Below are 26,047 nucleotides of genomic sequence, written 5' to 3'. Positions count from 1 at the left end.
GCTTATCGACGTCCCTTCTTATCGTCCTTGATGTGACCCTTGAAGGTCTTGGTTGGTGCGAACTCACCGAGCTTGTGGCCGACCATGGAGTCCTCTACGAACACCGGCACGTGCTTACGGCCGTCATGGACGGCGAAGGTGTGACCGATGAAGTCAGGCAGAATGGTCGAGCGGCGAGACCAGGTCTTGATGACCTGCTTGGTGCCGGCCTCGTTCTGAGCATCCACCTTGTTGAGGAGGTGCTCATCGACGAACGGGCCTTTCTTAAGGCTGCGTGGCATTGTTTACCTCCTCTTAGCGCTTCTTGTTCGGGCGACGACGGCGCACGATCATGTTGTTCGAGTAACGGTTCGGGTTGCGGGTGCGACCCTCCTTCTTGCCCCATGGGGACACAGGGTGACGACCACCGGAGGTCTTACCCTCACCACCACCGTGTGGGTGGTCAACCGGGTTCATGACGACACCACGGACGGTCGGGCGAACGCCCTTCCAGCGCATACGGCCGGCCTTACCCCAACGGATGTTCATCTGGTCAGCGTTGCCGACCTCACCCACGGTTGCGCGGCAACGGATGTCGACGCGGCGGATCTCGGAGGACGGCATACGCAGGATCGCGTACTTGCCTTCCTTACCCAGCAGCTGGATGGAAGCACCAGCGGAGCGAGCAAGCTTAGCGCCTGCGCCCGGCTTGAGCTCCACAGCGTGGATGGTGGTACCGGTAGGGATGTTGCGCAACGGCAGGTTGTTACCAACCTTGATGTCGGCGTTGGCGCCGGCCTCAACGATGGTGCCCTGCTTCAGGCCCTTAGGGGCGATGATGTAGCGCTTCTCGCCATCTGCGTAGTGCAGAAGAGCGATGTTTGCGGTGCGGTTCGGGTCGTACTCGATGTGAGCAACCTTTGCCGGGATACCGTCCTTGTCCGTACGACGGAAGTCGATCAGACGGTAACGACGCTTGTGGCCACCGCCGATGTGGCGGGTGGTGATGCGGCCGTAGTTGTTACGACCACCAGTCTTGGTCAACGGGCGCAGCAGGGACTTCTCCGGAGTAGAACGAGTGATCTCCTCGAACTCGGACACGGAGGATGCGCGGCGACCCGGAGTTGTCGGCTTGTACTTACGAATAGCCATAATTCTTCCTTTTCCTTTCGGCTCTCCGGTGGCGCTTAAGCGCCGCCGCCGAAGATGTCGATGGAGTCGCTGCCTTCGCGAAGCGTCACATAAGCGCGCTTGGTGGACTTACGCTGACCGAAACCGGTGCGGGTGCGCTTACGCTTACCTGCACGGTTGACGGTGTTCACGGAGTCAACCTTTACGCCGAAGATCTGCTCGATGGCATCTTTGATCTGGGTCTTGTTGGAGTCCGTGGAGACGTAGAACGTGTAAACGTTCTGCTCCATCAGGCCGTAGGACTTCTCGGAAACGACCGGTGCGATGACAATGTCACGCGGGTTAGCGAGCTTAGCCATTACTTCTCCTCCTTAACTTCCTCGTTCGCACCCTGAGCGCGAGCGACGAAGGTGTGCAGAGCCTCAACGGAGAACACAACGTCGTCGGAGTAAAGGACGTCGTAGGTGTTAAGCTGGCCTGCATCCAGGATCTGGACGTTAGGCAGGTTGTTGGCGCTGCGGCGAGCGTTGATGTCCTCGCGGCCAACAACGAGCAGCACATTCTTGCGCTCGGTCAGACGCTCAATGAAAGCCTTTGCCGCCTTGGTGGACGGGGTCTGGCCTGGGACGAGCTCTTCGATTACGTGGATACGCTCGTTGCGAGCGCGGTCAGACAGTGCACCGAAGAGAGCAGCCTTGATCATCTTCTTAGGGGTGCGCTGTGCGTAGTCGCGCGGAACCGGGCCGTGGGAGATGCCGCCACCTGCGTAGTGCGGTGCGCGGATCGAACCCTGGCGTGCACGACCGGTGCCCTTCTGGCGGAAAGGCTTACGGCCACCACCGGAAACCTCGCCACGGGTCTTTGCCTTGTGGGTGCCCTGGCGTGCAGCAGCAAGCTGAGCGTTGACAACCTGGTGCATCAAAGCGATGGATGCCTCGGTGTCAAAGATCTCTGCTGGCAGCTCGACAGAGCCGTTGGTCTTACCCTCAGCGGTCTGGACGTCTAGCTTGAGGTTGCTCATGCGTGTGCACCGCCCTTCACTGCGGTCTTAACGGTGACGAGGCCACCGCGTGCACCAGGGATAGCACCCTTGATGAGCAGCAGGTTGGACTCGGCATCGATCTTCTGAATCTTCAGGTTCTGGGTGGTCACACGGTCGTGGCCCATGCGGCCAGCCATGCGAGTGCCCTTGAAGACGCGAGCCGGGGTAGCGCAGGCGCCGATGCCGCCGACGCGGCGGTGAGCAGCCTGGTTACCGTGGGCAGCGCCCTGACCTGCGAAGCCGTGGCGCTTCATGGCGCCAGCGTAGCCGTGACCCTTGGTCGTGCCGGTGACGTCAACGAAGGTGATGCCCTCGAAGATGTCAGCGGTAACTTCCTGGCCAACCTCGTAAGCAGAGGTGTCATCCATGCGGATTTCGGCAACGTGGCGACGTGGGGTTACGCCAGCCTTCTTGAAGTGACCTGCGGCAGGCTTGTTTGCCTTGCGTGGGTCGATTTCGCCAAATGCGATCTGGATGGCGTTGTAGCCATCGGTTTCTGCGGTGCGAATCTGGGTAACAACGCACGGCCCAGCTTCAACGACGGTAACCGGTACAACGCGGTTTTCCTCGTCGAAGATCTGGGTCATGCCGAGCTTCTTGCCCAGAATGCCCTTGATCTCGTTTTCACTCATTGTTAGTTCTCCACCAAATATCTATTCGTCGATCGCTTTACACTACTGAATGTTTACGTCGACGCTGGCCGGAAGGTCGATGCGCATCAAAGCGTCAACGGTCTTCGGGGTCGGGTCGAGAATGTCGATGAGGCGCTTGTGAGTGCGCATCTCGAAGTGCTCGCGAGAGTCCTTGTACTTGTGCGGAGAACGAATAACGGCGTATACGTTCTTCTCAGTTGGGAGCGGCACCGGGCCAACAACACGAGCACCCGTACGGGTAACGGTCTCGACGATCTTCTTTGCAGAAGCGTCGATAGCCTCGTGATCATAGGCCTTCAGCCGAATGCGGATTTTTTGTCCCGCCACGCTTATCCTCTTCCTCGCTACCCCACATTCACATTCCCGGCGTATCCGGGGCGTGAAGCGGTGGGAATTGCTTCTCGATTTCTCTATAACGTTGTCCGGACTCTAGGGCCTGGGCGCAACGCCAGTTGTCTGACTGTCATGACGACCAAAAGTTGCGACCTGGCAATAAACCCGGTTGCAGTGCTTTCGACGGGGTACAAGACCCGTAAGTCAAAGTTCTATAGAAAGAGGACGGTTCCTCACGCATTACACGTGGAGGTACAAATCCAATTCATATACTGCCGCTGTTTATTTGCCATGCCCCTTCTCCGGTCCATTCGCTCGGGATGTCTCTGCTAAACGCGGACCTAGCCCGATTAAATGACCTTCTCGGCACGCACTTGAAAAGTGCCCACCTGCGAAGGTGTCATGTTCGCTTTACCAGCAACTTTGCTAAACATCGGAGCGGCAACGCTCACGATCTTCAAACGCCGTTATGTTAAAGCAACCCTTGTATTTAAGCATGTAATCGCGCATTTTCCAAACTTTTTTCCAAACCGTGCGCAAAGTCACGTTTTGCAAAAGATTGCTATTGAGCACCCCACAATGTCCACATTTGGTTATAAGCTCGGAAAGGTAGCTTTGTAGTTGAGCCGAAACTTCTCGCAATCAAGAAACAATTGAGCAAGTCCCCTATAGATAAGGAATGAGCAGCAATGTCCGCTAATACCCCAGCAAACACTGAACAGAACGCAGCAGCCCCCGCCGAGCAGACAAACGCCGCCGCTGCGGCCCCAGAGGTCAACAAGAACCTGGAGACCGAGTACGGCACCACCACTATTGATGATGCGGTGGTTTCCAAGATCGCTGGCATCGCAGCCCGCGAGGTTTCTGGCGTTGCAGCATTGGGCGGTGGCGGCGCACGCATGATGGGCTCCATCCGTGAGTCTTTCGGCGCATCTGAGGATGTCCGCCAAGGCGTTAACGTTCAGGTCGACAACGCAGTAGCCACAATCGAGGTTGCAATCATTGCCGAGTACGGCGTTGCCATCCACGAGTTGGCTGAGGCTATCCGCCGCAACATCATGAACGCAGTCGAGCGCATGACCGGCCTAAACGTTGAGCGTGTTGACGTTGTGGTCCACGACGTCAAACTGCCAAAGGAAGACACTGCCAGCGAGCAGGCCTCCAACAACGCTTTGGCACAGGGCCAGGAATAGGCCTTTCAAAGACTAAGGCAGTTATTTAAATGATGGAGTCCTCTCCGGAGCGCTTTGAACTAGATGCCGCTGCTGCACATCGCATCGTCGACTCAGTAGCAGCCATCCAGGGCGTCGCCAAGCTGCATCCCGGTTCTTTCGGCGAAGTTGCGTTGCTTTACCCCGGCGAGCGCATCGGCGGCATAAAGCGCCCGAGTCCGCGCGATGATAGCCATGTCGAGGTACACCTTGTCATCGACGTCGCGAAGCGCATTCCGGTTGCCACAATCGCGGACGCCGCCCGCGCCGCGGCGCTTGAGGCCTGCCCGGGACTGCAACGTGTTGATGTCGTCGTGGCTGATGCATTAAGCAGCGCACTGGAAGATTAAGAAGGAAGATTATGAAGAACTACTCCACATTGGGCATTGTTGCCGGGTTGGTTTTGGCTTTTTTCATCCACCTTGGCCTGTGGCCCACGGTGTTGGCCATCCTGCTTGCCGCCATCGGTGGTGTTGTAGGTGCGCACTTCGACGGCCGTATCGACCTCACCGCCGTGTGGTACGGAATTATCGGCAAGGATAAAGGGCAGGGATAATGCCATCTGCCACGCCACAACAGCGCGCTGATGGCACCTTGCGGTTTACGCACAAGGCTCTCGAGCACATTGTCACTAGCGCCATCGCTTCCGTCCCCGGGACCGAAGCCATCGACGCCAAGCTCGCCGGCTTAGCCGGGCGCGCATTTCCGCGCCTGCTTATCCAGAGCGATCCTGCTTCCGAGGTGCTAGCGGTGGATGCCTCGATCGCGGTGACCTGGCCGAGTCCTGTCACGGACGTAGCGAAGTCGACCCGCAAAGCCATCGAGGAATGGGTTGCAGCCTATACCGGCTACCGCACCACCCGCGTCAACGTCACCGTTGCCGCAGCAGTACCGGGCGAGCGCGTGTCAGGCCCTGCCGTCGACGCGCGACAAACGCCACGGGCAATCACTCCGCGGTCACTTCCGGAGCGCCAGCTTAAACCGATAACCACCAACCATACGGTGCCAATACGCAATATAGATGCGCCTGCCCCGCAACCGGTGCGCTCTATCGACGCTGACAGCGCTCCGCTTCAGGTCGCGTCCGTACGCGCCCCGGAGCCAACTAGGCTCTTGCAGGTAACGGCGCCCACGCCTAACCACGTCCGCCCTGTCACCGCTCCCAATCCCGTCGCTGTACGCAGCGTGGCGACTCCTCGGCCGCTGCAGCCGCGTCCGGTAAGTGCTCCCCGCCCGGTTGCGCTGCGCACAGTCCGCGCACCCGAGCCAGCACCTGTCCGCCAGGCCTCACTGCAAGGTACCGCGCCGGTTCGACATGTTGTAGCGCCCCGTCCACAGCCACTGCGCGAAATCACAATCAACCCGATGTACAGAGGGGGCCAGGATGTCTAAGAAAGATGCTCTCCCGCAGGGCTTTGGCCAAAGGCCGGCGGCATCCCCTGCAGCCCGTAAATGGGCCGTTTTCCTCGGAATCGTTTGCTTGAGCGCCGCAGCTTTTCTCGGAAGGGAAACGTGGGCTGTCAGCACTAAAGCCAATTCCTGGCTGCAGCCTTTCATCGACGTGATGTCACAGGACGCGGTCGAAACCTGGATGCTGATAGGCGGCGGCATCGCTATTGCCATTGGCCTCATCTTGCTCATTGCGGTGTTCAAACCACGCAAAAAGACACATACCAGGCTCTCCTCCGACACCGCCTCGATGTGGCTGCGCTCGGTAGACATCGCGCGCGTGGCCTCAGCCGCTGCGCGCCGCGTGCCCGGCGTCAGTGCTGCCCGTAGCCGCGCAGTAATCAGCAAGAAGAAGATCGGCGTCGATATCACCGTCAACGGCGACACTAAGGACAAACTATTGGTCAGCCGCGTGGAAGAGGCTGTATCGCAAGCCCTTTCCTCGTTGGAGCGCGCCCCACAGCTAAAAGTAAAGGCAGAAAATCTCCCGGAGGTCGATAATCATGTCTAAGGGCTTGGCAGCATTCGACCGTTTCTTGTTATTCCTCATCGCCGTAGTCCTCATTGCGCTAGGGCTTTGGCCGATCCTCATTCATTTTGAGGTTCCCTTCGCCACTTCCCTGGCACGCTGGGTTGATCACGACGCTTGGGCAGCACTGCCTAGCGCTAGTTGGTGGCCGGTAGCGCTGGGTGCAGCCACCATGCTCCTAGCGGTAGCCGGCATCTGGCTCATCGTGGCGAACCTGCGCCACCGGCGCTTCAACAACGTCGCATCCGATTCTTCGAATGATGAAGGCGCCATTTCCACCAATATGCAAGCTATTGCTGGTGCCGTGGCCAAAAGCTTTGATGCTCTCGACGGAGTCGAGAAGGTTCACCGGTTGGTGGCCTATGACCGTGCGCGGCCGACCTTGCAATACAAGATAGAAGCCAGCGCGGATATGCCACTAGATGAGCTAACCAAGACAGTCGAAGCCAGCGAGGAAGACTTCCGCACAGCATTTCCCGACGCCAATCTAGATACCGTGTACAAGCTGCACTTTAGGCAGGTTAAGGCACTGAAGGACTAGTCAATGTAACCATCGACGGCAATGGCAGGAGCGGATTCAGCGAGGAGCACCTCGGTGACCGCCCCAAATTCATGCGTAACCCCACGTGACAGCGATACTTGCAAAGGCTTCCCGGGACTACACTGCAGAACCTGCTGCCAGGAATAGTCAGCACGTTGCAGGCAGCGCCGTGCAATTCTGAATGCATGTAAGCCGTGGTCCAAGAGGATGGTTTCCTGCTCGGTGCGGATAAGCCACGCCCGCTCTCCTACGTTGTGCCTTTTCAACCCGCTGAGCCGGCGTGAATCTTGCTTTAGGCGGGTAATTGACTCCACTACGCCAAAGCGATGTTCGATAAACTCCGAGTCCTTGATAACAAGAGGACGACCAGGTCCCACCGGCCGAACAGCCGAGTACTTCCACGCCACCGGCTGCCGAGGACCATCATCGCCGGTACGGCGAATGACCACATTTTCCTCGCCAATAGTCACGCGCTCACGCTCGGTGACGAGTAGCCACAATCCTTCCTCCACGCGACCGTCGCCAAGCGGCAGTGTCGGTGGATGCAACCGCGCCATTTGCTCCAACGCGCGAACCATATCCGCGTCATCAGCACCCCATCCGAGGCCTTGTTTGGCCAGCATTGCAAACAGCGTGCCCAAGGGGAGCTCCGGCTGCCCCTCCCACGCAGCTTTCAGAGCCTGCAGGGTGCGGTCGATGCGTGTGGGATCAAGCATGGCTCATAGCTTAACTGGCGCGGGTGCAAGACATGTAAAAAGCCACCACCTTCCCGGGACGGGAAAGCGGTGGCTTTAAAGGGCGTTACTTTAAACGCTCAAGCAAATGCTCTTACTTGATGATCTTGGTAACGCGGCCAGCGCCAACGGTGCGGGAGCCCTCGCGGATAGCGAAGCGCAGGCCCTCGTCCATAGCGACCGGCTGGATCAGCTCGACGGACATCTCGACGTTGTCGCCAGGCATAACCATCTCGGTGCCCTCAGGCAGCTTGATGACGCCGGTAACGTCGGTGGTGCGGAAGTAGAACTGCGGACGGTAGTTGTCCATGAACGGGGTGTGGCGGCCGCCCTCTTCCTTCTTCAGGACGTAGACGGAACCCTCGAACTGGGTGTGAGGGGTGTAAGCGCCCGGCTTGATAACAACCTGGCCACGCTCAACCTCTTCACGCTTGGTACCACGCAGAAGCAGGCCACAGTTGTCGCCAGCCTCGGTGTAGTCCATCATCTTGCGGAACATCTCGATACCGGTAACGGTGGTGGAGAGGGACTTGTCCTGGATACCGATGATCTCAACGTCCTCGTTGACGTTCAGGGAGCCACGCTCAACACGGCCGGTAACAACGGTACCGCGGCCGGTGATGGTGAAGATGTCCTCGATCGGCATCAGGAACGGCTTGTCCAGCTCGCGCTCCGGATCCGGGATGGAGTCATCGCAAGCCTGCATGAGGTCGACAACAGCCTGTACCCACTTCTCGTCGCCCTCAAGAGCCTTCAGAGCGGAGATGTGAACGATCGGAGCTTCCTCGTCGTAGTCCTGCTCAGCGAGCAGCTCGCGGATCTCCATCTCGACGAGCTCGATGATTTCCTCGTCGTCAACCATGTCGCACTTGTTCAGTGCAACGAGGATGTAAGGAACGCCAACCTGGCGAGCCAGAAGAACGTGCTCGCGGGTCTGCGGCATCGGGCCATCGGTTGCAGCAACAACCAGGATAGCGCCGTCCATCTGAGCAGCACCGGTAATCATGTTCTTGATGTAGTCGGCGTGGCCCGGAGCGTCAACGTGTGCGTAGTGGCGCTTCGGGGTGGAGTACTCAACGTGGGAGATGTTGATGGTAATACCGCGCTCCTTCTCCTCAGGAGCCTTATCGATCATGTCGAATGCGAAAGCGGTGTTCTCCTCCGGGTACTGGTCAGCCAGAACCTTGGTGATCGCTGCGGTGGTGGTGGTCTTGCCGTGGTCGACGTGTCCGATGGTGCCGATGTTAACATGCGGCTTCGTACGCTCGAACTTCTCCTTTGCCACTGTTTGTCCTCCTGGACTCTATGGCGGCTGCATAGGCAGCCACGTGGTTGGTTAATGTCATTGGCACTTGGAACGAATGCTCCGAAGCGCTAATGACGCTTTCTTTACGTGCCAGTTACACGATCCTAGATTTATGCCGCAGTTTTTTCAAACCGCCTAAATAGGAGGTAACCCCGCGCATGTTGTGCGGTCGTTGACCCTCGACAAGAATCTGATAACGGATCCTGGGAGGGTAACGGCCGGCTCAACCAACACTTTTGCAAGTGCAAGTTCAGCCAACCGCTACCCAACCAGTTGCCTCACGCGGGAGAAAAGCTGCAAGCTTTTGCCCCGCCCCGCAACTGGAATCTACTGGCAAAGACTACCAGCCGTATGCGGGGCTGAAGCGTGAGGGGGTGGCGATTGCCTTAAGGCTAGTTAGGCCTTGTTGCCGGTGCGCTCTTCGATGATCTCGGTTGCAACGGAGGAAGGAACCTCAGCGTAGGAATCGAAGACCATGGTGAAGTTTGCGCGGCCAGCGGTGGAAGAACGCAGGTCGCCGATGTAACCGAACATCTCGGACAGCGGAACCTTTGCCTTGACAACCTTTGCGCCGGAGCGGTCTTCCATAGCGAAGACCTGGCCACGACGGGAGCTGATGTCACCGTTAACGGTGCCCATGTACTCCTCAGGGGTAACAACCTCAACGGCCATGACCGGCTCAAGAAGGACTGGCTTTGCCTTAGCAACAGCTTCCTTCAGAACCTGGGAGCCAGCGAGCTTGAAGGCCATCTCGGAGGAGTCGACGTCGTGGTAAGCGCCGTCCTCGAGGGTTGCCTTGATGTTAACCAGCGGGAAGCCAGCGAGGTAGCCGTACTGCATTGCGTCCTGGATACCAGCGTCTACGGAAGGGATGTATTCCTTCGGAACGCGGCCACCGGTGACGGCGTTCTCGAACTTGTAGGTTGCGGACTCGCCCTCCTCCAGTGTCTCTGGGTCCGGGTTGTAAGGCTCGATGGTGACGATGACCTTTGCGAACTGACCAGAACCACCGGTCTGCTTCTTGTGGGTGTAGTCCAGGGACTGAACCGTCTTGCGGATGGTCTCGCGGTAAGCAACCTGTGGGTTACCGATGTTTGCCTCGACCTTGAACTCGCGCTTCATACGGTCAACCAGAACGTCGAGGTGGAGCTCGCCCATGCCGCCGATAACGGTCTGGCCGGTCTCTTCGTCGAGCTCGACGGTGAAGGTTGGGTCCTCAGCAGCGAGCTTCTGGATAGCGGTACCCAGCTTCTCCTGGTCAGCCTTGGTCTTTGGCTCGATGGAAACCTTGATAACCGGCTCCGGGAAGTCCATGGACTCGAGGATGATTGGGTTGTCCTTGTCGCACAGGGTGTCGCCCGTGGTGGTTTCCTTCAGGCCGATAACTGCGTAGATGTTACCTGCGTCAGCCTGCTCAACAGGGTTCTCCTTGTTGGCGTGCATCTGGAACAGCTTACCGATGCGCTCCTTCTTACCCTTGGTGGAGTTGAGCACCTCGGTGCCTGGGAAGACCTGGCCGGAGTAAACGCGAACGAAGTTCAGCTGGCCGAAGAACGGGTGTGCAGCAATCTTGAAGGACAGTGCGGAGAACGGGGAAGAAACAGCCGGCTTGCGGGTAACCTGCTCTTCCTCGTTGCCAACAGCGTGGCCAATGACCTCGCCGACGTCCAGCGGGCTCGGAAGGAAGTCAACGACTGCGTCGAGCAGCGGCTGAACGCCCTTGTTGCGGTAAGCGGTACCACACAGAACCGGGTAGATCTCGGAGTTGATGGTCATCTTGCGGATGGCTGCCTTGATCTCGTCAAGGGTCAGCTCCTCGCCGCCGAAGTACTTCTCCATGAGCTCTTCGTCAGACTCAGCAACAGCCTCGAGCAGCTTCTCGCGGTACTCTTCTGCCTTCTCCTGCAGGTCAGCAGGGATCTCCTCGATGGTCGGCTCAGCGCCGGTCTCGACCTTGCCGCGCCAGGTGATGGCACGCATGTTCAGCAGGTCAACGACACCGTCGAAGTCGTCCTCAGCGCCGATTGGCAGCTGCAGAACCAGTGGCTTAGCGCCGAGGCGGTCGATAATGGTCTGAACGGTGAAGTAGAAGTCAGCGCCCAGCTTGTCCATCTTGTTGACGAAGCAGATACGCGGAACGTCGTACTTAGCAGCCTGGCGCCACACCTGCTCGGACTGTGGCTCAACGCCTTCCTTGCCGTCGAAGACAGCGACAGCGCCATCCAGGACACGCAGGGAACGCTCGACCTCAACGGTGAAGTCAACGTGACCCGGGGTGTCGATGATGTTGATCTGGTTGTTGTTCCAGAAACAGGTAACAGCAGCGGAGGTAATGGTGATACCGCGCTCCTTCTCCTGCTCCATCCAGTCAGTGGTGGATGCGCCATCGTGCGTCTCGCCGACCTTACGGTTAATACCGGTGTAGAAGAGAATACGCTCGGTGGTGGTGGTCTTACCAGCATCGATGTGAGCCATGATGCCGATGTTGCGGACCTTGTGAAGGTCCTTAAGCACTTCTTGTGCCACGGTTTTACCCCAACTTATTTATCGTGGACGCTTCGCGCCGGTTCCCCACTTTCAAAGCGAGGTTCCAGCACCAATCCGTCCGCATGGATAGGTCTTTATTAATCTTGCCACGTCTCGGCCGTCTTAGCAGCCGCAGGGCTACTAAAACTTCCAGCGGTGCACCTTAATACACCTTTATGTAGCCTGCCTCCCCAAGCTAGCCGTCTGCCCACAAAGAGAAGACACCCGCTTAGAAAAATGGCCCGAGCAACGATATGAAGTTGTGTTTGCAGTTTTAACCGCAGAAAGCGGGTGGAACTGTTCAGCAAAACTATTACGTTGCTCGGACCATAGGCATACGCTGGAAAATTACCAGCGGTAGTGTGCGAAGGCGCGGTTTGCCTCAGCCATCTTGTGGGTATCTTCACGACGCTTCACGGAAGCACCAAGACCGTTGGATGCATCCAGGATCTCGTTAGCGAGACGCTCGATCATGGTGTTCTCACGACGCTGGCGGGTGAAAGTCACCAACCAACGCAGAGCGAGGGTGTTAGCGCGAGCCGGCTTAACCTCAACTGGCACCTGGTAGGTAGCGCCACCGACACGGCGGGAGCGAACCTCGAGGTCGGGGCGGATGTTGCCCAGAGCCTTTTCCAGGGTGCCGACTGGGTCGGTACCGGTCTTCTCACGGCAAGCCTCGAGTGCACCGTAGACGATGCGCTCTGCGGTGGACTTCTTGCCATCGAGGAGGATCTTGTTCACGAGCATGGTGACCTGCTCGGAGTTGTATACCGGGTCCTTAACTACAGGACGCTTCGGAGCAGCATTCTTACGCATTGTTGATTACTGTCCCTTCTTTGCACCGTAGCGGGAACGAGCCTGCTTGCGGTCCTTAACGCCCTGGGTATCCAGGGCGCCACGGATAATCTTGTAACGAACACCCGGGAGGTCCTTAACACGACCGCCGCGGACGAGCACCATGGAGTGCTCCTGCAGGTTGTGGCCCTCGCCTGGGATGTACGCGGAAACCTCGATACCGGAGGTCAGGCGAACACGAGCGACCTTACGCAGTGCAGAGTTCGGCTTCTTCGGGGTGGTGGTGTAAACGCGGGTGCAAACGCCACGACGCTGAGGGGAACCCTTCAGCGCTGCGGTTGCGACCTTGGAGCGCTTATCATGGCGGCCCTTACGGACCAGCTGCTGAATAGTTGGCATAAATCTAGTCTTTCTGTATGACTTCGGCTGAACTGACCGATGCTGCCCAAACACGCAAAAATAGGGGCTCTTTTCCGGGGCCCTTCCGCATGTCCAGAACATCAATCAGCCATTCAAGCCGATTAATCGATCAGACTTTTCGCCCTACTCGAAGGCGAAACCTCAGTGGAGTTTATCACCCGCCCACGCATACCCCAAATCCCGAGTTTTTCGCAATGCCCCGCATTTTCGCCCGCTGCAATAGAAATACATCACAACCACAACATCGTGTACTCGGATTCCGTGACACCGACGGAAGTGGTACAAGATATTGGGCCTGTGACAATTGCACCCTCGCAGATTGTGTTTGTGGCCTGCCTTCATCGGTGGTCAAAAGTACTTGAGCTTTAGATACGCGGCGCGGGCTACTCGACGCCCTCGTATTCTCCGGCGGGACCCCTCACCTCCGCTCAATTGGAGCAAGCTATCGGCCAGGCACATAAGTTAGGTTTTGAAGTTGGCCTGCACACCAGCAGTAGCCAGCCGCTGAGGAGCGCACCGACCATGATCCATCCAAACCACGTGATGGTTTCGAATCATTCGGTGTGCTCTGTCCATGCGCCTTCCGTCCATTCCCAAACCAACTCGGGCGGCGTCGCAAGGGCCTCGAAGTAGTGGGATTCTTGGGCCTCCCAAGTCTCGAACCATTCGGCATAGTTGGGATCGCGCTCAATCGCGCGGGCCCGACGTGCCTCCCGCGGCCCATAAATGCCGACGGTGATCACTGTTCCACGCTCTGCCGCAGCTTGTACATTCGCCTCGGTCACGGCACCGACACCTTCAACGATCAAGTCGTCGCGCGCGTCGAGGCTCGCCCACTCACCTTGAGCATCGACTTCCCAATCCCATCTCCAATATCCTGGGTTAGTTTCGCGAAGTACCTGCTCATGCACGATTTCAGAGCCTCGCTCAAGGCCATGCCATCCAGGATAAAATTCGTCGAGATGGACAACCCTCCAGCCAGTCTTGCCTGCCAGAGTAGCCGCGCTCCAGGTTTTTCCCGCGCCCGACGGTCCATCGATTAGTACCGTCACTGGACGAAAAGGCTGCTTCCGGGATTCTGCAATGTTGATGATCCTGGCGAGGAGTTCTTCGAGCTGTCTGTCGTAATCCATTCAAATCCTTTGAAACTGACCTAAGCGCTAGGAGAGTCGCGGCGCTTCAAGCCGTACTTCTTTCCTATGACACTACAGGCCGAATAGGCGCCAGGCACCTAGGTAAAGAGACAAAAGAACCGGTATCGCGGCAATGACGGCCCCAAAAGCTAGCGCCCAATAGTCCTTGGCATGGAGCTGCGACGGCTCTGCCCACGTGCGGACGATACCTGGTGGGGTGCGGCCAAAACCTCGAGCTTCCATAGCTGTGGCCAACTTTCCGCCGCGTCGCAACGCGAGCACCAACAAACCAAAGCTCATCGTCGCAAGATATTTAGCTCGACCCATATCCGCAATTCCGCGGGCCCTCCTAGCACGGGCTAGAGAGTCCCAATCATCTCTGAATAGCGAAACCATGCGTACTCCCGCCACGGCGCCAATCACGAAACGAGAAGGCAAATGCAGAACCTGCGCCAAGGCGTCGCCTAGACGCGTTGGATCCATTCCCCGCGCCAATACGATCACCGGCAGCGTAACTGCGAAAACACGAATCATCACGGCACCAGCAAGCTGTATGGAGTTGTCCGTGATGGAGGCCATCCAGAAGCTAAAGTACTCTTGACCTCCTTCGTTGCCATACAACAGCATCGAAAGGCCAGAAACTGGGGCGACCCAAAAAAGTGGCCAAGCAGCCTTAAATAGCTGTGGCCAAGACATCCCGCATATAGGCGCTAAAGCACAGGTTAGGAGCACTGAGCTAAGTCCAGAAACCCAATCCAAAGATAGGAAAATCGGTGTAGTCACACCCACGATGAGTAGCAGCCTTGTCACTGGATTAAGGCCATCCAAGCGATTAGGCACCAGTACTCCCCTTCTTAAAGTGAATTTTTTTGTCACCTAAAGCAGCGATGAAATTTGGATCGTGAGTGATGGAGGCAATTGTTACTCCGCTGTCCGCCAATTCCCGCAGCATCGTGACGAGTTCGCCAAACGTCGTCGGGTCTTGTCCAAACGTTGGTTCATCAAGTAGGACAACAGAGGGGGCCGCGACTAATGCAGTCGCAACGGATAGCCTTCGCTTCTCTCCTCCGGATAGAGTAAATGGGTTCGCGTCAGCCAAGTCAGTCAGCCGCAAACGCTCCAGCAGTTCCGCAATGCGCTTATCGACGCCCCCATCTATTCCTTTTTGCGCAGCGTGCGAGACCTTTTGCCACCACCGTTTCTCATGCAAAGCTCTGTACGCAATTCGCGGGGCAATCCGCATTTCCTCAACAACGCTGCGCGCGACGAACTGGTGTTCCGGGTTTTGAAAAACAAATCCGATGCGCTCCGCCAACACACGTGACGTCCACTCGCTGGGTTCTCCCTTTGCTCCGCGGCGAACTCTTTCCGCTACTCCAATATCTCCGCTGACTTTGGGCAACAGGCCGGCCATAGTCATCAGCCAAGTCGTCTTCCCGGAACCATTTTCACCAGTGATCACAGTTGAGCACCCTGCCGGAATTTCACAGTTACGCGGCGGGCCAAATCGCGTCAGTAATTCCTCTGACCAAAGATCGGGAGACGACGTAGTTTCCTCAGCGACTGGTAATCCACCTAACTGACGGGATGAGACGACCGTTGCAAAATCGGCGTCGTCAAGCACTGCTCCTTTTTCCAGCACAATAGCCCGGTCTAGGAGCCCCTCCCATTGGGAATACTGGTGCTCTACAACCACAAGAGTTGCTCCCGTGGCTTTCACCACCCGCTGCACTGCCGCGATAACAGTACGCGCACCCTGGGGATCGAGATTGGCAGTAGGTTCATCTAATAGAATTAGCCCGGCCCCCATCGCCATAACCCCTGCTAAAGCGAGCCGCTGCTTCTGCCCACCGGAAAGCTCCGCCGTGGGATAATCCACCGGCAGATCGAGGGCGACAAGGGACAGCGATTCCTCAACGCGCCGCCAAATTTCAGTTCTTTCTAGGCCTAGGTTTTCGCAGCCAAAAGCTACGTCTCGTCCCACACTGGCAGCAATAACCTGCGAATCAGGGTCCTGGAGAACTAGGCCTACTGGAACACCGGAACCTGGCTCGTGCGCTCCAGTTCCTGTGATGAGATCGAGACTCCCTTCGGCAGCGCCTTCATCGTCGCCGCCAAGTACTCCCGCTAAAGCAGCCATCAAAGTGGACTTGCCAGAGCCAGAATCACCACAGATGAGGACACGTTCACCTGGCTGAATGTCCAAGTTGACTTGACGCAACGCCGGCTTGATGCGCCCCGCGTGCGTCCAACTAAATTCGCGCGCGGAGATGCCCAAAGGCTCCGAAAATCTGTCCATAGTGTGTGCCTTTCAGAAGCACTGTGCGAGGTCGTACTTTTAGACGCGACTTTGAGCCGCCCGTGCCTCTCGGCCCACAGCAAAACGATCTAACGCGCCAGTCTTAGCCAAGGCTTGGACAAGCAGGTAGCCAAGTACTCCTGCCAACACCGCTCCGGAAACAACCAAGCAGCCTAGATAAATGGACAAGAATTCGATTCCCTTGGCCAGGTTTCCTGAGGTGAATAATTCGAGGACCCATGCCCCGACACCGGCGCCGGCGCCAGCGAGGGCAGCAACTCCTAAACCAAATTTACGGTAGAGAAAGAGCGCAACGATTAGTTCAGCGCCCAAGCCTTGAGCGATACCTGACCACACCGTGCTAATGCCCCATTGGGATCCCAGGAGAGCGGATACACAAGCCGCAATAAGTTCGACGTAAATCGCGGCTCCCGGTTTACGAATTACCAAGGCACCCACCACGCCGCCAATCAGCCACATTCCCGCCGGAAGGCCGCCAAGTCCGGGTGTAACAGCGTCTAGGGCCTCGTACCAGGCATAGCCAACGGTGTTCCAAACTAAGAACAGAAAACCACAAGCAACCGCAAGAACAGTTGCAATAACAATGTCAACGACACGCCACTTCATAGGATTCATTCCTCCCTCAACGCCGGCATTATCCGGATCAGGTTCAACGGTTCGTGGCTACACGCCACGTCTCAGCCCAGCCTCGCTGCACCCTAGACCTCATCGGGAATTTCACGAATCCCCGCATCAGGCTCTGAGCACCCAACGCGACAAAAGCACCCGCGCTTATCTTGTTTGGCGAAAGCCCGCAGGCTCCCGCTTTACACCACGTCGACACTAGCAAATGCCCACGACACCACCGCCCTTTGCCTTCACCACACAGGAGCTACAGCCAGTGTCAGATTCACGCGGCCTGCGAAAACACTTCGTGAAAGTGCTCACTTTCTAGTCTTCTTAAGTCTTTTCTACCCTCATTACTACCCCTGATTACCAGCAAAAATGAGACCGTTTCGATGGGAAAGCCGCTGCCAAGCTGAGATTTCTTAATAAAACTATTTATTAAAGGAAATAAAGGGCTTAAATCCAACTGGTAACCAGAGGCTAAGGCCGATATGCTGAAACCGCTTGCCAAAATTCACAACTGCTTGGCAGCCAAATCTCATACTCTCGCTCCTTTCTCTTAAAGAAGGAAAGACATGTCCATTTCCCCATCTAACGGAAGGCTTCGGTCGACCGCTTTCAAGGCTTGCGCCTCACTCGTTGCGGTCACCTTGGCTGCTGGCACCGCAACTGCCCCCACGGCCCCAGTTCACTTCTCTTCCAATTAATTGGAGCCCCTCTATCGAAAGAGATACCTATGAAAAACAAATCGCTCACAGCAGTCGTCGCGACATCCCTCGTCCTCGGCATGGCGGTTGTGCCGGCGCACGCCCAAACTGCGCCTTTCCCAACTGACGTCAAGCCCTTCCAAACCGTTGAAAAGGCAAAAGAGCTGCCTTCCGAAGATGAGCAGGACGCTTACTCCTTCATCATCGATTGGGACGAAGCCACCAGCCCAGCAACTGACGAGGAAAAGCAGGCGATTGCGGATGCTATTTTTGCGGACTTCAACACGACCGTCGAATTCGACCGCATCTCCATTGCAGGAAACTGGATCCTGAAACTGGATAAGCCTGTTCCCGCCGCTGACGTACCAGAGCTAACTAAGCAGCTCAATGCTCGTGAAGAAATCACCGAAGCATACATCGACGCTTATCAGTTCCCAGCAGCAGCTCCGAATGACCCAGAGTTCGACAAGCAGTGGCCTTTCCACAACGAACACGACGCAAATGTTGTTGAAGCGTGGGACCTCGGGTTCACTGGTGAAGGCGAATACATCGGCATCGTCGACTCCGGCATCACCAAGCACCCTGATTTGGACGATAAGGTTGCCGGCGGCTTTGACATGATTCGTAACGATGTCAACTCTGGGGACAACCAACCCGGCCGTGACGACGATCCATCCGATCCAGGCGACTACGGTTGCCAGGGTAACTCCGCCGACGACTCGAGCTGGCACGGCACCCATGTCGCCGGCATCGCTGCTGCACTCACGAACAACAATGAGGGCGTCGCTGGCACTGCCAAGGACGCAAGCATCGTTCCAGTTCGCACCATGGGCAAGTGTGGCGGCACTGCCTCCGATATCGCCGACGGTATCGCATGGGCTGTGGGTGAAAAAGTCGGGGATCTCCCGATTAACCCGCATCCAGCCAAGGTGGTCAACATGTCCATTTCCGGCAAGCGCACGGAATGCTCTGCTGAATACCAAAACGCTATTGCTATCGCGAGGAAGCACAACGCCATCATCGTTGCTGCAGCAGGCAACTATGACGAGGACACTGCTGGATACCAGCCTGCCAACTGTGACGGCGTCGTAGTTGTCGGCGCTACCGGCCCTGAGGGACACCGCGCTTCCTACTCCAACTACGGCGAGGAAATCACCATCGGTGCACCAGGTGGAAACACTGACGCATACGAAGAAGGTTTAACTGGTTCCTACGTGATCCCTAAGCCGGAAAACTCCTTCTATTCGACCATCAACCTCGGCACCAAGGATCCGGGCCGCGCTGGTTATGGTTACCAAGAGGGAACCTCTATGGCATCCCCGCTCGTAGCCGGCGTTGTCACGATGATGAAGCAGGCTAATCCAAGCCTTACAGTTGAGCAGGTCAGCGAGATTCTCCAAAACACCGCTCAGCCTTACACCAAAGAACCATACGTCGGCGGCCACTACCGCCCTTACAAAACAGCAAGCAAGATGGGTCCGGGAATCATCGACGCCTTTGAAGCTGTCTGTTCCGCTGCCGATCTCGCAGGCAAAGCACCTGAGCAATGTGGTGAGCCGGACGTTGTAGAGACGACTGAGCCGACTTCCCCGGCTGAGCCAACGTCCGCGGAGCCTACCGAGGCACCGGTTGAGCCAACCACAACCACTGTGACCACGACGGTGACCCCGAAACCAGTCACCAAGACGACCACCAGCACTGTCACTTCAGCAACCACCGTCACTGAGCCAGCTGAAGAGATCACTATCACTGCAACCACAACGACCACTGCTGCGGATGTAACCGTTACAGAAAAGCAGGCTCCAACTACTGAAACGAAGATCGTTTCTGCAGAGCCGTCAACAGTTACCGAGACGACCGTAGAAGAAGCAACCACGGTTAAAGAAACGGTTGCGCCTTCTACCATCAACGAGACTGAGGTCGAAACCTCCACTGCACCTGGTTCGATTGTCACCGAGACCACTACCGTGTCCGAGGAGCCGGAAACCATTTCCGTTACCGCCACGGTGACCGAGGTCAAGCCTATCGACGACAACGGTGAACCTGTAACGAAGGTTGAGACTACGACGGAAACTACCACGAAGCAGATTCCAACCACCGTGATTACTCAGCCTGCACCAGTCACTGAGACTGTTAAGCCAGCCCCTGGTAAGCCCGGCAAGCCTGTACATACCGGAACCTCCTCCTTCGGGTTCTTCCCATTGTTCTTCTTGCTACCGCTCGGAATCTTCTCGTTCTTGACTCTGCCTGGAGTTCGCAACGCGTTTGACCAGCTTTTCAAGATGTTCCGTTTCTAGCCTTCTGGGATAGAAAAAACGCACAAGAGGCCTCTCCACGGTGTGGAGAGGCCTCTTGACGATCTATAAACCTTCAGCAAATGCCTGTTGAAATACTTAAAGCCTTAAAGAAAACTCGGCCCGCACCAAGAATTCACTTTTACACCGTTAAACCAATCAACTTTTAGAAGAACTCAGTAATACAACAGCGCCTTAGTGGGAATAAGTTTTTATATTTTTGATTCGACGCTTATCATTTCCTCAGCTATGCTTAGTATGACTTATTCATAAGTTCACCGGCTTGCGTTTATCCAATAAAGCTGAGCGCAAGCAACTCTCTATTAATAGAATTGGCTCAGTCCTTTTTAGATGGGCTTGGGTCAATCCCCTAGTAAACGAATAGGAATGCTTATGCATCTCTCCCCCACTCCTGGTAATCGGAGTCTGATGAAGCGTACCGGAATTGCTATCGCAGCTCTTACCGTTGCGTTGGGACAAACAATCGTCCCAGCTTCGGCACAAGAGTCCCCAATCCCCGGCGATGAAGTTACCGAAGCAAACCTCCGCGCTCACGTTCAAGCGGGTCAGACCGTCGATCTTTCTAAGCAAGAAATCTCCAGCATCAACCTGAAGTGGCAAGAAAACATGGCCACGCTTGAGACTGATGAGAAGAAGGTTGCACGACTCAAGGAGATTTTCGAACAGTTCAACAAAGAATACGGCACCAATGTCGTACCTTCACGAGCAATGGAAGTCGATCCAAAAACCGAGGAAGAGGTTCCTTCGGTAGCTTTTGACGGCACTTGGGTCGTTAACCTTGAGCCTCCACTACCTGCTGAAAAGCGCGACCAGCTTCATGGATTCTTGCAGTCCAAGGCTGAGTTCTCTCGATCTGGTATTTCAGTCAACGCCGTCTACGGCCCAATGGCTTTTCCAGACACCGCACCAGATGACACCCTTTACCCACGCCAATGGGCGTACATGGACGATGGCATCCGGGTCCCGAACGCACGTGTTGAGGACAACCACGGTGCCCACGTCGAAGAAGCCTGGAAGCTTGGATTCTTGGGCGACGACGTTGTAGCTGGTGTGGTTGACTCCGGTCTAGCAATCAACGGAGACGTCCCACCGGGCGATAAAGTCATCGGCGGCTACGATATGATTAGCAACGCCCTGGTAGCCGGCGATAATACCGGCCGTGAAAATGATTATATGGATACGGGAGACTGGGTCGAATCATCGATGAATTGTGGTCCAGCGACCCCGTCTTCATGGCATGGGACCCACGTTTCCGGAATCATCAGCGCAATCACTGATAACCACGAGGGCGTCGCAGGCACCGCACCACATGCGCAGTTGACTATGACTCGTGCTCTCGGCCACTGCGGCGGTACCTCCCGCGATATCGCCGACGCGATCGCTTGGTCCGCAGGCGTCGACGTTCCTGGTGTTCCAAAAAATGAACACCCGGCTAAGGTCATGAACCTGTCCCTAGGCGGCGATGCTAAAGTCTCCAGGTGCGACCCGCTTTACCAGCGCGCGATTGATGCTGCCGTAGCGAAGGGCACCACTATTTTTGTCGCAGCCGGTAACGATGGTCGCTCCACTGACACCATCACCCCCGCAAACTGCGATAATGTCATCGTCATCGGCGCTACTGGCCCCGAGGGACACCGCTCTCACTACTCCAATTACGGCGACGCAATTGATCTGGGTGCCCCTGGCGGCAACATCGTCGCATACGATGAGTCCGGACGCGTCTCCGTGGTGAATGAACACCAATTCTTGTCAACGATTCACCCGAGCGACGGCCAGCACCTCGATCCCAATAGCCGTATCCAGAACTACTATGGCTACAAAGAGGGCACCTCTATGGCTACCCCGGTAGCAACCGGTGTTGCTGCAATGATGCTGTCTGCCAACCCGAACCTGACTCCTCGTCAGATTGAGCAGATCCTCAAGGACACCGCAGACGAATACACTGCAGAGCCAAATATCCGCGATACCTTTGGTATTTACCCATCCGGCAAACTCTACGAGGCAACCCGCACCGCAAATCACATGGGTGCAGGTCGCATCAATGCCTTCGAGGCTGTCTGTGAGGCAGCGCGTACGGCTGGCAACGCACCAGAGGACTGCGGCGACGAACCGGATGTAGAACCTACTACAGTCGTCGAAACCGTAACTGAGACGGTAGAGCCGTCCACCGTAACTGAGGTTGCGACTGAGACCGTAACCACCACGGTGAAGGAACCTGCAGATCCAGTGACCATTACCGAAGTCACCACCGAGACCAAGGCACCGGTCACTGTAACTGAGACCGAGTCTCAGGAGACCGCGACCGTCACCACCACTGCACAAGGCGAACCAGTTACCACCACCGTGAAGGAGCCTGGGGAGAAGATCACTGAGACCGTCACCCCAGAGCCTTCCACCGTGAAGGAAACCGTTACCAGCATTGCGCCTGGTGAAGAGACCACTGTTCGCGAGACCGTCACTGAGAAGCCAGCGCCAGTTACGACTACCGCTACTGTGACGACCACGGTCAACCAAAACAACGAGCCGGTGGATCCTGTAACCACCACGGAGACCACCACCGTTGAGGTTGAGGTCCCGGTTACCACCACCTCCACCGTTGCGCCGGTCACCGTTACCACTACTGCGCCTGCCGCACCTGGTGGGGAAAAGCACATTGCTCGCGTTGGCGCTAACTGGTGGCCAGCATTGCTGATGATTCCAGTCGGCCTCGCCGCTGCCATTAACATGCCTGGTGTGCGCGACATCGTCAACCCATTCTTCGAGCGCATCGGCGTTACCACTAACGAACTGTTGGGCCGTGCAGGCGTCGTTGATAAGGACACCATGAACCGCATCGGTGCAACGCTTGACGGCATGCGCCCGAATGGTACCCAGGTAGCTGTCGGCTCTTCGATGATCAACTTGGGCCTGCTCTTGAGCTCCCTCTTTGTTGACTTCTTCGATGTCCCGACCAACGGGTAAGAGTCCTAAAATCTAAGACTCATCCTCTTCTAAGCGCCCTTCCTCTTTGATTCGAGGAAGGGCGCTTTCCTGTATTTATAGGTTCCGACCAGTTATTCTTGTTAGTAGTTTAGATCCTCCCCAAGCCAACGGAGAATTCTTTGAGAAGTCATCTTTTGATATCTACCCTCATAGTCACGTTGTCTCTGGCTGGGTGTGGGACAACGCCTACACAAGAGCCACAAAAAGGGGCTTCTACTGCCCACACAACGCCTCCCCTAGCGACATCAAGCAAAGGTTCATCCTCGCTTCATGAGGGGTCTTCAATCCTCTCCAGGCAGCAGCACGCCGCTACGCCCGTCCAAGAAATCACACCATCGGCGCCCATGCCGGCGTCTCATACTAACGCCCCAATGAAAGCGACGAGTACTATGCCAGAGCAACCGAATCCTCCCCTTAACGCCGGAACACCTTTACCAAATTCTCGTTCTGCGGCGAACGCCGAATGGGCCGAGAAGGTCCGCAACTCAAAATTCATCGTTGAATTTAACGCTCAAGCGCCCCAAGACCGTGCATCTCGTGTCGCACTCATCAACGAGATTGCGGCGCAATACGACGCCGAGGCATCGTTTGGCGTTGAAATGTTCAATGGTGCCTATGCCATTGACCTCAACCGCCAGCTAGCACCGGAGCAGACAGAGGCCTTTTTGTCAGCATTAAATGCCTTGAGTGAAGTCGAGTACGCGGGAAGCGATAGCGCAGCGTTCATTTCTTCCGGGGGAACGGGTCCGCAGTAGGTTGTTCTTCTAGGCTGCAGCAATTTAAGATCCAAAAGGCCGGGTTCCTTCCGATTATTGGAAGGAACCCGGCCTTTTCCACTACACGCCGCCCATAACAGACGGCCTGTCAGCTGTTCCTAGAAACGGTCACGAACCCACTGGATAAGCGGAGTCAAGAATCCGAAGCTAGAACCGGAGGACTGCGGTGCAGCCCCTGGAATAAACTGTCCTGCGATCAACGCAATTAGCGAGAACAAGGAACCAAGACCAACGAAGGCGCCGAAGAACTTGAGAATTCCACCTGCCTGCGAGGAACCCAAGTTGTCGCGCATGCCGCCCCACTCGATCTTCCATTCATCAGCTGGTGCTGGCTTAGTAACGGTGACCACTGGAACAGTGTTCTCTTTTTCGTCGACGACAACGGTAGAAGTAGCAGTCGTGGTTTCGGTAACCTCCTCAGTTACGGTCTCGTCTGCAACAGGCTGAGTGGAGTAAACGGTCGACGTCTCCTGGTCAGCAACTACGGTCGTCGTCGGTACAACCGTAACGGGTTTTGGAGTTACCGTGGTTACACCTGGTTCCTCGGTAACAGTCGAGGTTACCGGAGCTGGCTCGACAGTAGAATCAACAACCGTCGTCGCGGTCTCCTTCACCGTGGTGCCTGCCTGAGTGCTGGTCACAATAGAAGTCTCGGTTGGTTCCAGAGTGACGGTTTCTCGCGGCAGCGTAACGGTGGAGGTGACGTTTGGCTCAGTTTCCGTGACACGCTTGGTGGTGGTCGCGGTAACTTCCTTAGTAGTCGGCTCCGGCTCGACCGTAGTCGTCAACGTTGTTGGTTCCGAGATATTCGTAACCGTAGTTGGCTTCTTGTAAGTCGAGGTAACGGTGGCGGTAACCTTCGCCGTGCTCGTTGCCGTAACTGTACTCGTGACACCGTTGTCTCCATCGTCAGCCGGTGACGTGGTAACTGGGGTGCTTGGCTCAGTGGTGGTAGGAACCTCTACCGCTCCACCAGTTAGCTCTTCAATGAAAGCCGGAGTATTAAGAATGCCGGCACCAATTGGCTTAGCGGAATCAGGGTTGACTACCTTGTTCGCGGTCTTCTTGAGAGCCGCAATGATCTCGTCCTGCGTTGCATCTGGCTTTGCTTCGAGGCCCAGGGCGATCGCTGCAGAAACCAGCGGGGTTGCCATAGAAGTGCCTTGCTGAACTCCGTAGGATGGAGACTCTGGTCCCCTTAGCCCAGTATTCACGGTCGACCAAATCTGGAAATCGTCGACGCCACTGGAGAGGTTCTCAATGGAATCCGGCCAGCTATCACCGCCAGGTGCAGAGATGTCGACCTCAGGGCCATAGTTCGAATAAAAAGCGCGCTCACCAGTAGGACCAGTAGCTCCGACAGTAATCAGTCCGGCACAGTTTCCAGGTGCGGTCCAATCCGCTCCGTCATTGTTGTTACCAGCAGCCGCAACAAGGACGGCGCCTAGCTCGCGAGCAGTAGCGATTGCCTCCGGATAAGGAGTGGTGTCGCGGCAACGGCTCTGCGTACCCAAGGACATGTTGATGACATCGGCCTTGTTTTTGTTGTCTTCGAGGCCGTCGACGTGTCCGCCTGCAGACCAAACGATGCCGGCTGCAAGATCTGCAGGGCTGCCACCGCAACCAGACATGATGCGAATGGGCAGGAATTGAGCGTCAGGTGCTGCGCCGGCAATACCAATGCCGTTGTTCGCCTCTGCCGCCGCAATTCCGGCAACGTGGGTGCCGTGCCAAGTGGATTCCTTTGCTGCGTATCCACACTCTCCCGCGTCGCGGTACATGCCCTCATCAGTCGGGTCATCGTCACGACCATCGTTATCGCGTGCCAGCTTGGGGTCCGACATCATGTCAAAACCGCGCAGGCGGTTCTTCGCGAGGTCAGGGTGGTCGGTGATACCGGTGTCCAGGATCGCAATGACCTTGTCCTTACCGGTGAATCCCATGTCCCAAGCGCGGTCCTGGTTAGAGCTGTAGTTGCCCGTAATCTGGGGAAGATCAGCCTGGTGCAGATTCCACTGAACTGGATACTTTTCATCGTTTTGTACCGCGTTAGGAGCGATCCAACCGTCCTGCTCGACGCTGCGGACACCAGGTTGATCGGCCAGTGCCTTCAGGAAAGCCTCAATTTCAGATTCATTGAGGTCACGGTCAGTCTCTACCAGGAAGACATTCTCGAAACCGAGCCCTGGCGCAGTAGCGCTAAAGGGAACGAACTCGCCCTCACCAGAGTCAGCCAATGCCGCATTAGCGTCATCCGCTGCTGCCTTCGCAATCTTGGCGCGCTGCTCAATACGGCCTTCGTCGTCGAGCTTCTGTAGCTCTTCGTTCGTTGCCTGCTGGTTCTTCACCACGAAACGGTGGGAGCCGCCAGGATTTTCCACGTCGATAGAATCCAACGCAGCAAATCCGGTTGCATCAGTTTCAATAATCTTCGCATTGAAAGCTCCAGCATCAACTGCAGTCGCAGTTGGTACGACCAGGAACCCCGCAGGAATCAGCAGCGCAGTAGCGGCTGCCAGGATGGTGCGCGGAGCACGGTTATTCTTAGAAATCATGTGC

26 protein-coding genes and 1 riboswitch are annotated in these 26,047 nt (G+C 56.5%); of the genes, 10 read left to right on the top strand and 16 right to left on the bottom strand.

The genetic code is table 11. From position 1 onward, the window contains the following. Positions 1-2: 2 nt before the first annotated feature. Genes rpsS through rpsJ form a run of 6 tightly spaced genes read right to left on the bottom strand, consistent with a single transcriptional unit; the run spans position 3 to position 3,132 of the window. Positions 3-281, bottom strand: coding sequence for a 30S ribosomal protein S19 (gene rpsS / locus QKB66_RS07055; RefSeq protein WP_005527741.1), 279 nt, complete (start codon positions 279-281; stop codon positions 3-5). Positions 282-294: 13 nt separating this feature from the next. Further along, the gene (gene rplB / locus QKB66_RS07050; protein WP_061920496.1) at positions 295-1,131 is read right to left on the bottom strand and encodes a 50S ribosomal protein L2; all 837 of its coding nucleotides are present in this window, start codon (positions 1,129-1,131) and stop codon (positions 295-297) included. A gap of 35 nt (positions 1,132-1,166) precedes the next feature. Further along, a complete protein-coding gene (gene rplW / locus QKB66_RS07045; RefSeq protein WP_061920494.1) occupies positions 1,167-1,469 on the bottom strand; it encodes a 50S ribosomal protein L23 in 303 nt (100 codons plus the stop codon). Then, the gene (rplD, locus tag QKB66_RS07040; RefSeq protein ID WP_061920492.1) at positions 1,469-2,131 is read right to left on the bottom strand and encodes a 50S ribosomal protein L4; all 663 of its coding nucleotides are present in this window, start codon (positions 2,129-2,131) and stop codon (positions 1,469-1,471) included. The genes rplW and rplD overlap by 1 nt, the downstream gene beginning before the upstream one ends. Further along, the gene (gene rplC / locus QKB66_RS07035; RefSeq protein WP_061920490.1) at positions 2,128-2,784 is read right to left on the bottom strand and encodes a 50S ribosomal protein L3; all 657 of its coding nucleotides are present in this window, start codon (positions 2,782-2,784) and stop codon (positions 2,128-2,130) included. Before rplC ends, rplD begins: the two co-directional genes overlap by 4 nt. 42 nt (positions 2,785-2,826) lie before the next feature. Then, positions 2,827-3,132: a 30S ribosomal protein S10 gene (gene rpsJ / locus QKB66_RS07030; RefSeq protein WP_003848085.1), complete on the bottom strand. Its 306-nt coding sequence runs from the start codon at positions 3,130-3,132 to the stop codon at positions 2,827-2,829. Positions 3,133-3,540: 408 nt separating this feature from the next. Between rpsJ and QKB66_RS07025 the strand changes: the two genes are divergently transcribed. The 7 genes from QKB66_RS07025 (at position 3,541) to QKB66_RS06995 (ending at position 6,868) form a co-directional block, all read left to right on the top strand. Next, complete coding sequence (locus tag QKB66_RS07025; protein ID WP_414252978.1) at positions 3,541-3,759, top strand: hypothetical protein; 219 nt, start codon at positions 3,541-3,543, stop codon at positions 3,757-3,759. Positions 3,760-3,827: 68 nt separating this feature from the next. Next, on the top strand, positions 3,828-4,331 hold the full coding sequence (locus QKB66_RS07020) for an Asp23/Gls24 family envelope stress response protein (protein WP_248093770.1): 504 nt from the start codon (positions 3,828-3,830) through the stop codon (positions 4,329-4,331). Positions 4,332-4,360: 29 nt separating this feature from the next. Next, positions 4,361-4,699, top strand: a complete 339-nt coding sequence (locus QKB66_RS07015; protein WP_248093769.1) for a hypothetical protein — start codon at positions 4,361-4,363, stop codon at positions 4,697-4,699. Positions 4,700-4,710: 11 nt separating this feature from the next. Next, on the top strand, positions 4,711-4,905 hold the full coding sequence (locus tag QKB66_RS07010) for a DUF2273 domain-containing protein (protein WP_061920486.1): 195 nt from the start codon (positions 4,711-4,713) through the stop codon (positions 4,903-4,905). Beyond that, entirely contained in the window at positions 4,905-5,741 is an 837-nt protein-coding gene (locus QKB66_RS07005) for an Asp23/Gls24 family envelope stress response protein (RefSeq protein ID WP_248093767.1), read from the top strand. Before QKB66_RS07010 ends, QKB66_RS07005 begins: the two co-directional genes overlap by 1 nt. Beyond that, the gene (locus QKB66_RS07000; protein WP_248093758.1) at positions 5,734-6,309 is read left to right on the top strand and encodes a DUF6286 domain-containing protein; all 576 of its coding nucleotides are present in this window, start codon (positions 5,734-5,736) and stop codon (positions 6,307-6,309) included. Before QKB66_RS07005 ends, QKB66_RS07000 begins: the two co-directional genes overlap by 8 nt. Then, on the top strand, positions 6,302-6,868 hold the full coding sequence (locus QKB66_RS06995; RefSeq protein WP_248093757.1) for an alkaline shock response membrane anchor protein AmaP: 567 nt from the start codon (positions 6,302-6,304) through the stop codon (positions 6,866-6,868). Before QKB66_RS07000 ends, QKB66_RS06995 begins: the two co-directional genes overlap by 8 nt. Here the strand turns inward: QKB66_RS06995 and QKB66_RS06990 are convergent. The 9 genes from QKB66_RS06990 to QKB66_RS06950 all read right to left on the bottom strand — a co-directional run bounded on the left by QKB66_RS06990 (position 6,865) and on the right by QKB66_RS06950 (position 16,717). Next, entirely contained in the window at positions 6,865-7,584 is a 720-nt protein-coding gene (locus QKB66_RS06990; protein ID WP_414252977.1) for a hypothetical protein, read from the bottom strand. The two genes, QKB66_RS06995 and QKB66_RS06990, sit on opposite strands and share 4 nt — an antisense overlap. Before the next feature lie 112 nt (positions 7,585-7,696). After that, a complete protein-coding gene (gene tuf, locus QKB66_RS06985; RefSeq protein ID WP_248093753.1) occupies positions 7,697-8,887 on the bottom strand; it encodes an elongation factor Tu in 1,191 nt (396 codons plus the stop codon). 417 nt (positions 8,888-9,304) lie between these two features. Next, complete coding sequence (fusA, locus tag QKB66_RS06980) at positions 9,305-11,434, bottom strand: elongation factor G (RefSeq protein WP_061920474.1); 2,130 nt, start codon at positions 11,432-11,434, stop codon at positions 9,305-9,307. A gap of 348 nt (positions 11,435-11,782) precedes the next feature. Beyond that, positions 11,783-12,250, bottom strand: coding sequence for a 30S ribosomal protein S7 (gene rpsG, locus QKB66_RS06975; protein ID WP_042529270.1), 468 nt, complete (start codon positions 12,248-12,250; stop codon positions 11,783-11,785). A 6-nt stretch (positions 12,251-12,256) separates the two neighbouring features. Continuing rightward, positions 12,257-12,628, bottom strand: coding sequence for a 30S ribosomal protein S12 (rpsL, locus tag QKB66_RS06970; RefSeq protein WP_046646811.1), 372 nt, complete (start codon positions 12,626-12,628; stop codon positions 12,257-12,259). A gap of 575 nt (positions 12,629-13,203) precedes the next feature. Further along, positions 13,204-13,782, bottom strand: a complete 579-nt coding sequence (locus QKB66_RS06965; RefSeq protein ID WP_248093752.1) for a hypothetical protein — start codon at positions 13,780-13,782, stop codon at positions 13,204-13,206. A 72-nt stretch (positions 13,783-13,854) separates the two neighbouring features. Further along, positions 13,855-14,622 (bottom strand): energy-coupling factor transporter transmembrane component T family protein, encoded by a 768-nt coding sequence (locus QKB66_RS06960; protein ID WP_414252976.1) that lies wholly within the window; start codon positions 14,620-14,622, stop codon positions 13,855-13,857. Next, complete coding sequence (locus tag QKB66_RS06955; RefSeq protein ID WP_414252975.1) at positions 14,615-16,081, bottom strand: ABC transporter ATP-binding protein; 1,467 nt, start codon at positions 16,079-16,081, stop codon at positions 14,615-14,617. The genes QKB66_RS06960 and QKB66_RS06955 overlap by 8 nt, the downstream gene beginning before the upstream one ends. A gap of 39 nt (positions 16,082-16,120) precedes the next feature. Then, positions 16,121-16,717, bottom strand: coding sequence for an ECF transporter S component (locus tag QKB66_RS06950; RefSeq protein WP_414252974.1), 597 nt, complete (start codon positions 16,715-16,717; stop codon positions 16,121-16,123). Continuing rightward, positions 16,704-16,823, bottom strand: a riboswitch (TPP riboswitch). (Overlaps the previous gene by 14 nt.) Positions 16,824-17,444: 621 nt before the next feature. Here QKB66_RS06950 and QKB66_RS06945 point away from each other — a divergent pair. The 3 genes from QKB66_RS06945 to QKB66_RS06935 all read left to right on the top strand — a co-directional run bounded on the left by QKB66_RS06945 (position 17,445) and on the right by QKB66_RS06935 (position 23,467). Next, on the top strand, positions 17,445-19,712 hold the full coding sequence (locus QKB66_RS06945) for a S8 family peptidase (protein WP_414252973.1): 2,268 nt from the start codon (positions 17,445-17,447) through the stop codon (positions 19,710-19,712). 426 nt (positions 19,713-20,138) lie between these two features. Continuing rightward, positions 20,139-22,691, top strand: a complete 2,553-nt coding sequence (locus QKB66_RS06940) for a S8 family peptidase (RefSeq protein WP_414252972.1) — start codon at positions 20,139-20,141, stop codon at positions 22,689-22,691. Between the two features lie 392 nt (positions 22,692-23,083). Beyond that, positions 23,084-23,467, top strand: coding sequence for a hypothetical protein (locus QKB66_RS06935; protein WP_311517810.1), 384 nt, complete (start codon positions 23,084-23,086; stop codon positions 23,465-23,467). Positions 23,468-23,586: 119 nt separating this feature from the next. On the opposite strand, the gene QKB66_RS06930 is transcribed toward QKB66_RS06935, so the two are convergent. Then, complete coding sequence (locus QKB66_RS06930; protein WP_414252971.1) at positions 23,587-26,043, bottom strand: S8 family peptidase; 2,457 nt, start codon at positions 26,041-26,043, stop codon at positions 23,587-23,589. Between the last annotated feature and the right edge of the window lie 4 nt (positions 26,044-26,047).

This window comes from Corynebacterium sp. c25Ua_89 (assembly GCF_047459735.1).
Classification (GTDB): domain Bacteria; phylum Actinomycetota; class Actinomycetes; order Mycobacteriales; family Mycobacteriaceae; genus Corynebacterium; species Corynebacterium simulans.
The sequence above is the reverse complement of the archived record's forward strand: the minus strand, read 5'-3'. Positions and strand labels throughout refer to the sequence as shown.

Coding starts and splice junctions, on each gene's coding strand:
- rpsS (WP_005527741.1), bottom strand. CDS start 281: ATGCCACGCAGCCTTAAGAAAGGCCCGTTCGTCGATGAGCACCTCCTC.
- rplB (WP_061920496.1), bottom strand. CDS start 1,131: ATGGCTATTCGTAAGTACAAGCCGACAACTCCGGGTCGCCGCGCATCC.
- rplW (WP_061920494.1), bottom strand. CDS start 1,469: ATGGCTAAGCTCGCTAACCCGCGTGACATTGTCATCGCACCGGTCGTT.
- rplD (WP_061920492.1), bottom strand. CDS start 2,131: ATGAGCAACCTCAAGCTAGACGTCCAGACCGCTGAGGGTAAGACCAAC.
- rplC (WP_061920490.1), bottom strand. CDS start 2,784: ATGAGTGAAAACGAGATCAAGGGCATTCTGGGCAAGAAGCTCGGCATG.
- QKB66_RS07025 (WP_414252978.1), top strand. CDS start 3,541: ATGTTCGCTTTACCAGCAACTTTGCTAAACATCGGAGCGGCAACGCTC.
- QKB66_RS07020 (WP_248093770.1), top strand. CDS start 3,828: ATGTCCGCTAATACCCCAGCAAACACTGAACAGAACGCAGCAGCCCCC.
- QKB66_RS07015 (WP_248093769.1), top strand. CDS start 4,361: ATGATGGAGTCCTCTCCGGAGCGCTTTGAACTAGATGCCGCTGCTGCA.
- QKB66_RS07010 (WP_061920486.1), top strand. CDS start 4,711: ATGAAGAACTACTCCACATTGGGCATTGTTGCCGGGTTGGTTTTGGCT.
- QKB66_RS07005 (WP_248093767.1), top strand. CDS start 4,905: ATGCCATCTGCCACGCCACAACAGCGCGCTGATGGCACCTTGCGGTTT.
- QKB66_RS07000 (WP_248093758.1), top strand. CDS start 5,734: ATGTCTAAGAAAGATGCTCTCCCGCAGGGCTTTGGCCAAAGGCCGGCG.
- QKB66_RS06995 (WP_248093757.1), top strand. CDS start 6,302: ATGTCTAAGGGCTTGGCAGCATTCGACCGTTTCTTGTTATTCCTCATC.
- QKB66_RS06990 (WP_414252977.1), bottom strand. CDS start 7,584: ATGCTTGATCCCACACGCATCGACCGCACCCTGCAGGCTCTGAAAGCT.
- rpsG (WP_042529270.1), bottom strand. CDS start 12,250: ATGCGTAAGAATGCTGCTCCGAAGCGTCCTGTAGTTAAGGACCCGGTA.
- rpsL (WP_046646811.1), bottom strand. CDS start 12,628: ATGCCAACTATTCAGCAGCTGGTCCGTAAGGGCCGCCATGATAAGCGC.
- QKB66_RS06965 (WP_248093752.1), bottom strand. CDS start 13,782: ATGGATTACGACAGACAGCTCGAAGAACTCCTCGCCAGGATCATCAAC.
- QKB66_RS06955 (WP_414252975.1), bottom strand. CDS start 16,081: ATGGACAGATTTTCGGAGCCTTTGGGCATCTCCGCGCGCGAATTTAGT.
- QKB66_RS06950 (WP_414252974.1), bottom strand. CDS start 16,717: ATGAATCCTATGAAGTGGCGTGTCGTTGACATTGTTATTGCAACTGTT.
- QKB66_RS06945 (WP_414252973.1), top strand. CDS start 17,445: ATGAAAAACAAATCGCTCACAGCAGTCGTCGCGACATCCCTCGTCCTC.
- QKB66_RS06940 (WP_414252972.1), top strand. CDS start 20,139: ATGAAGCGTACCGGAATTGCTATCGCAGCTCTTACCGTTGCGTTGGGA.
- QKB66_RS06935 (WP_311517810.1), top strand. CDS start 23,084: ATGAAAGCGACGAGTACTATGCCAGAGCAACCGAATCCTCCCCTTAAC.
- QKB66_RS06930 (WP_414252971.1), bottom strand. CDS start 26,043: ATGATTTCTAAGAATAACCGTGCTCCGCGCACCATCCTGGCAGCCGCT.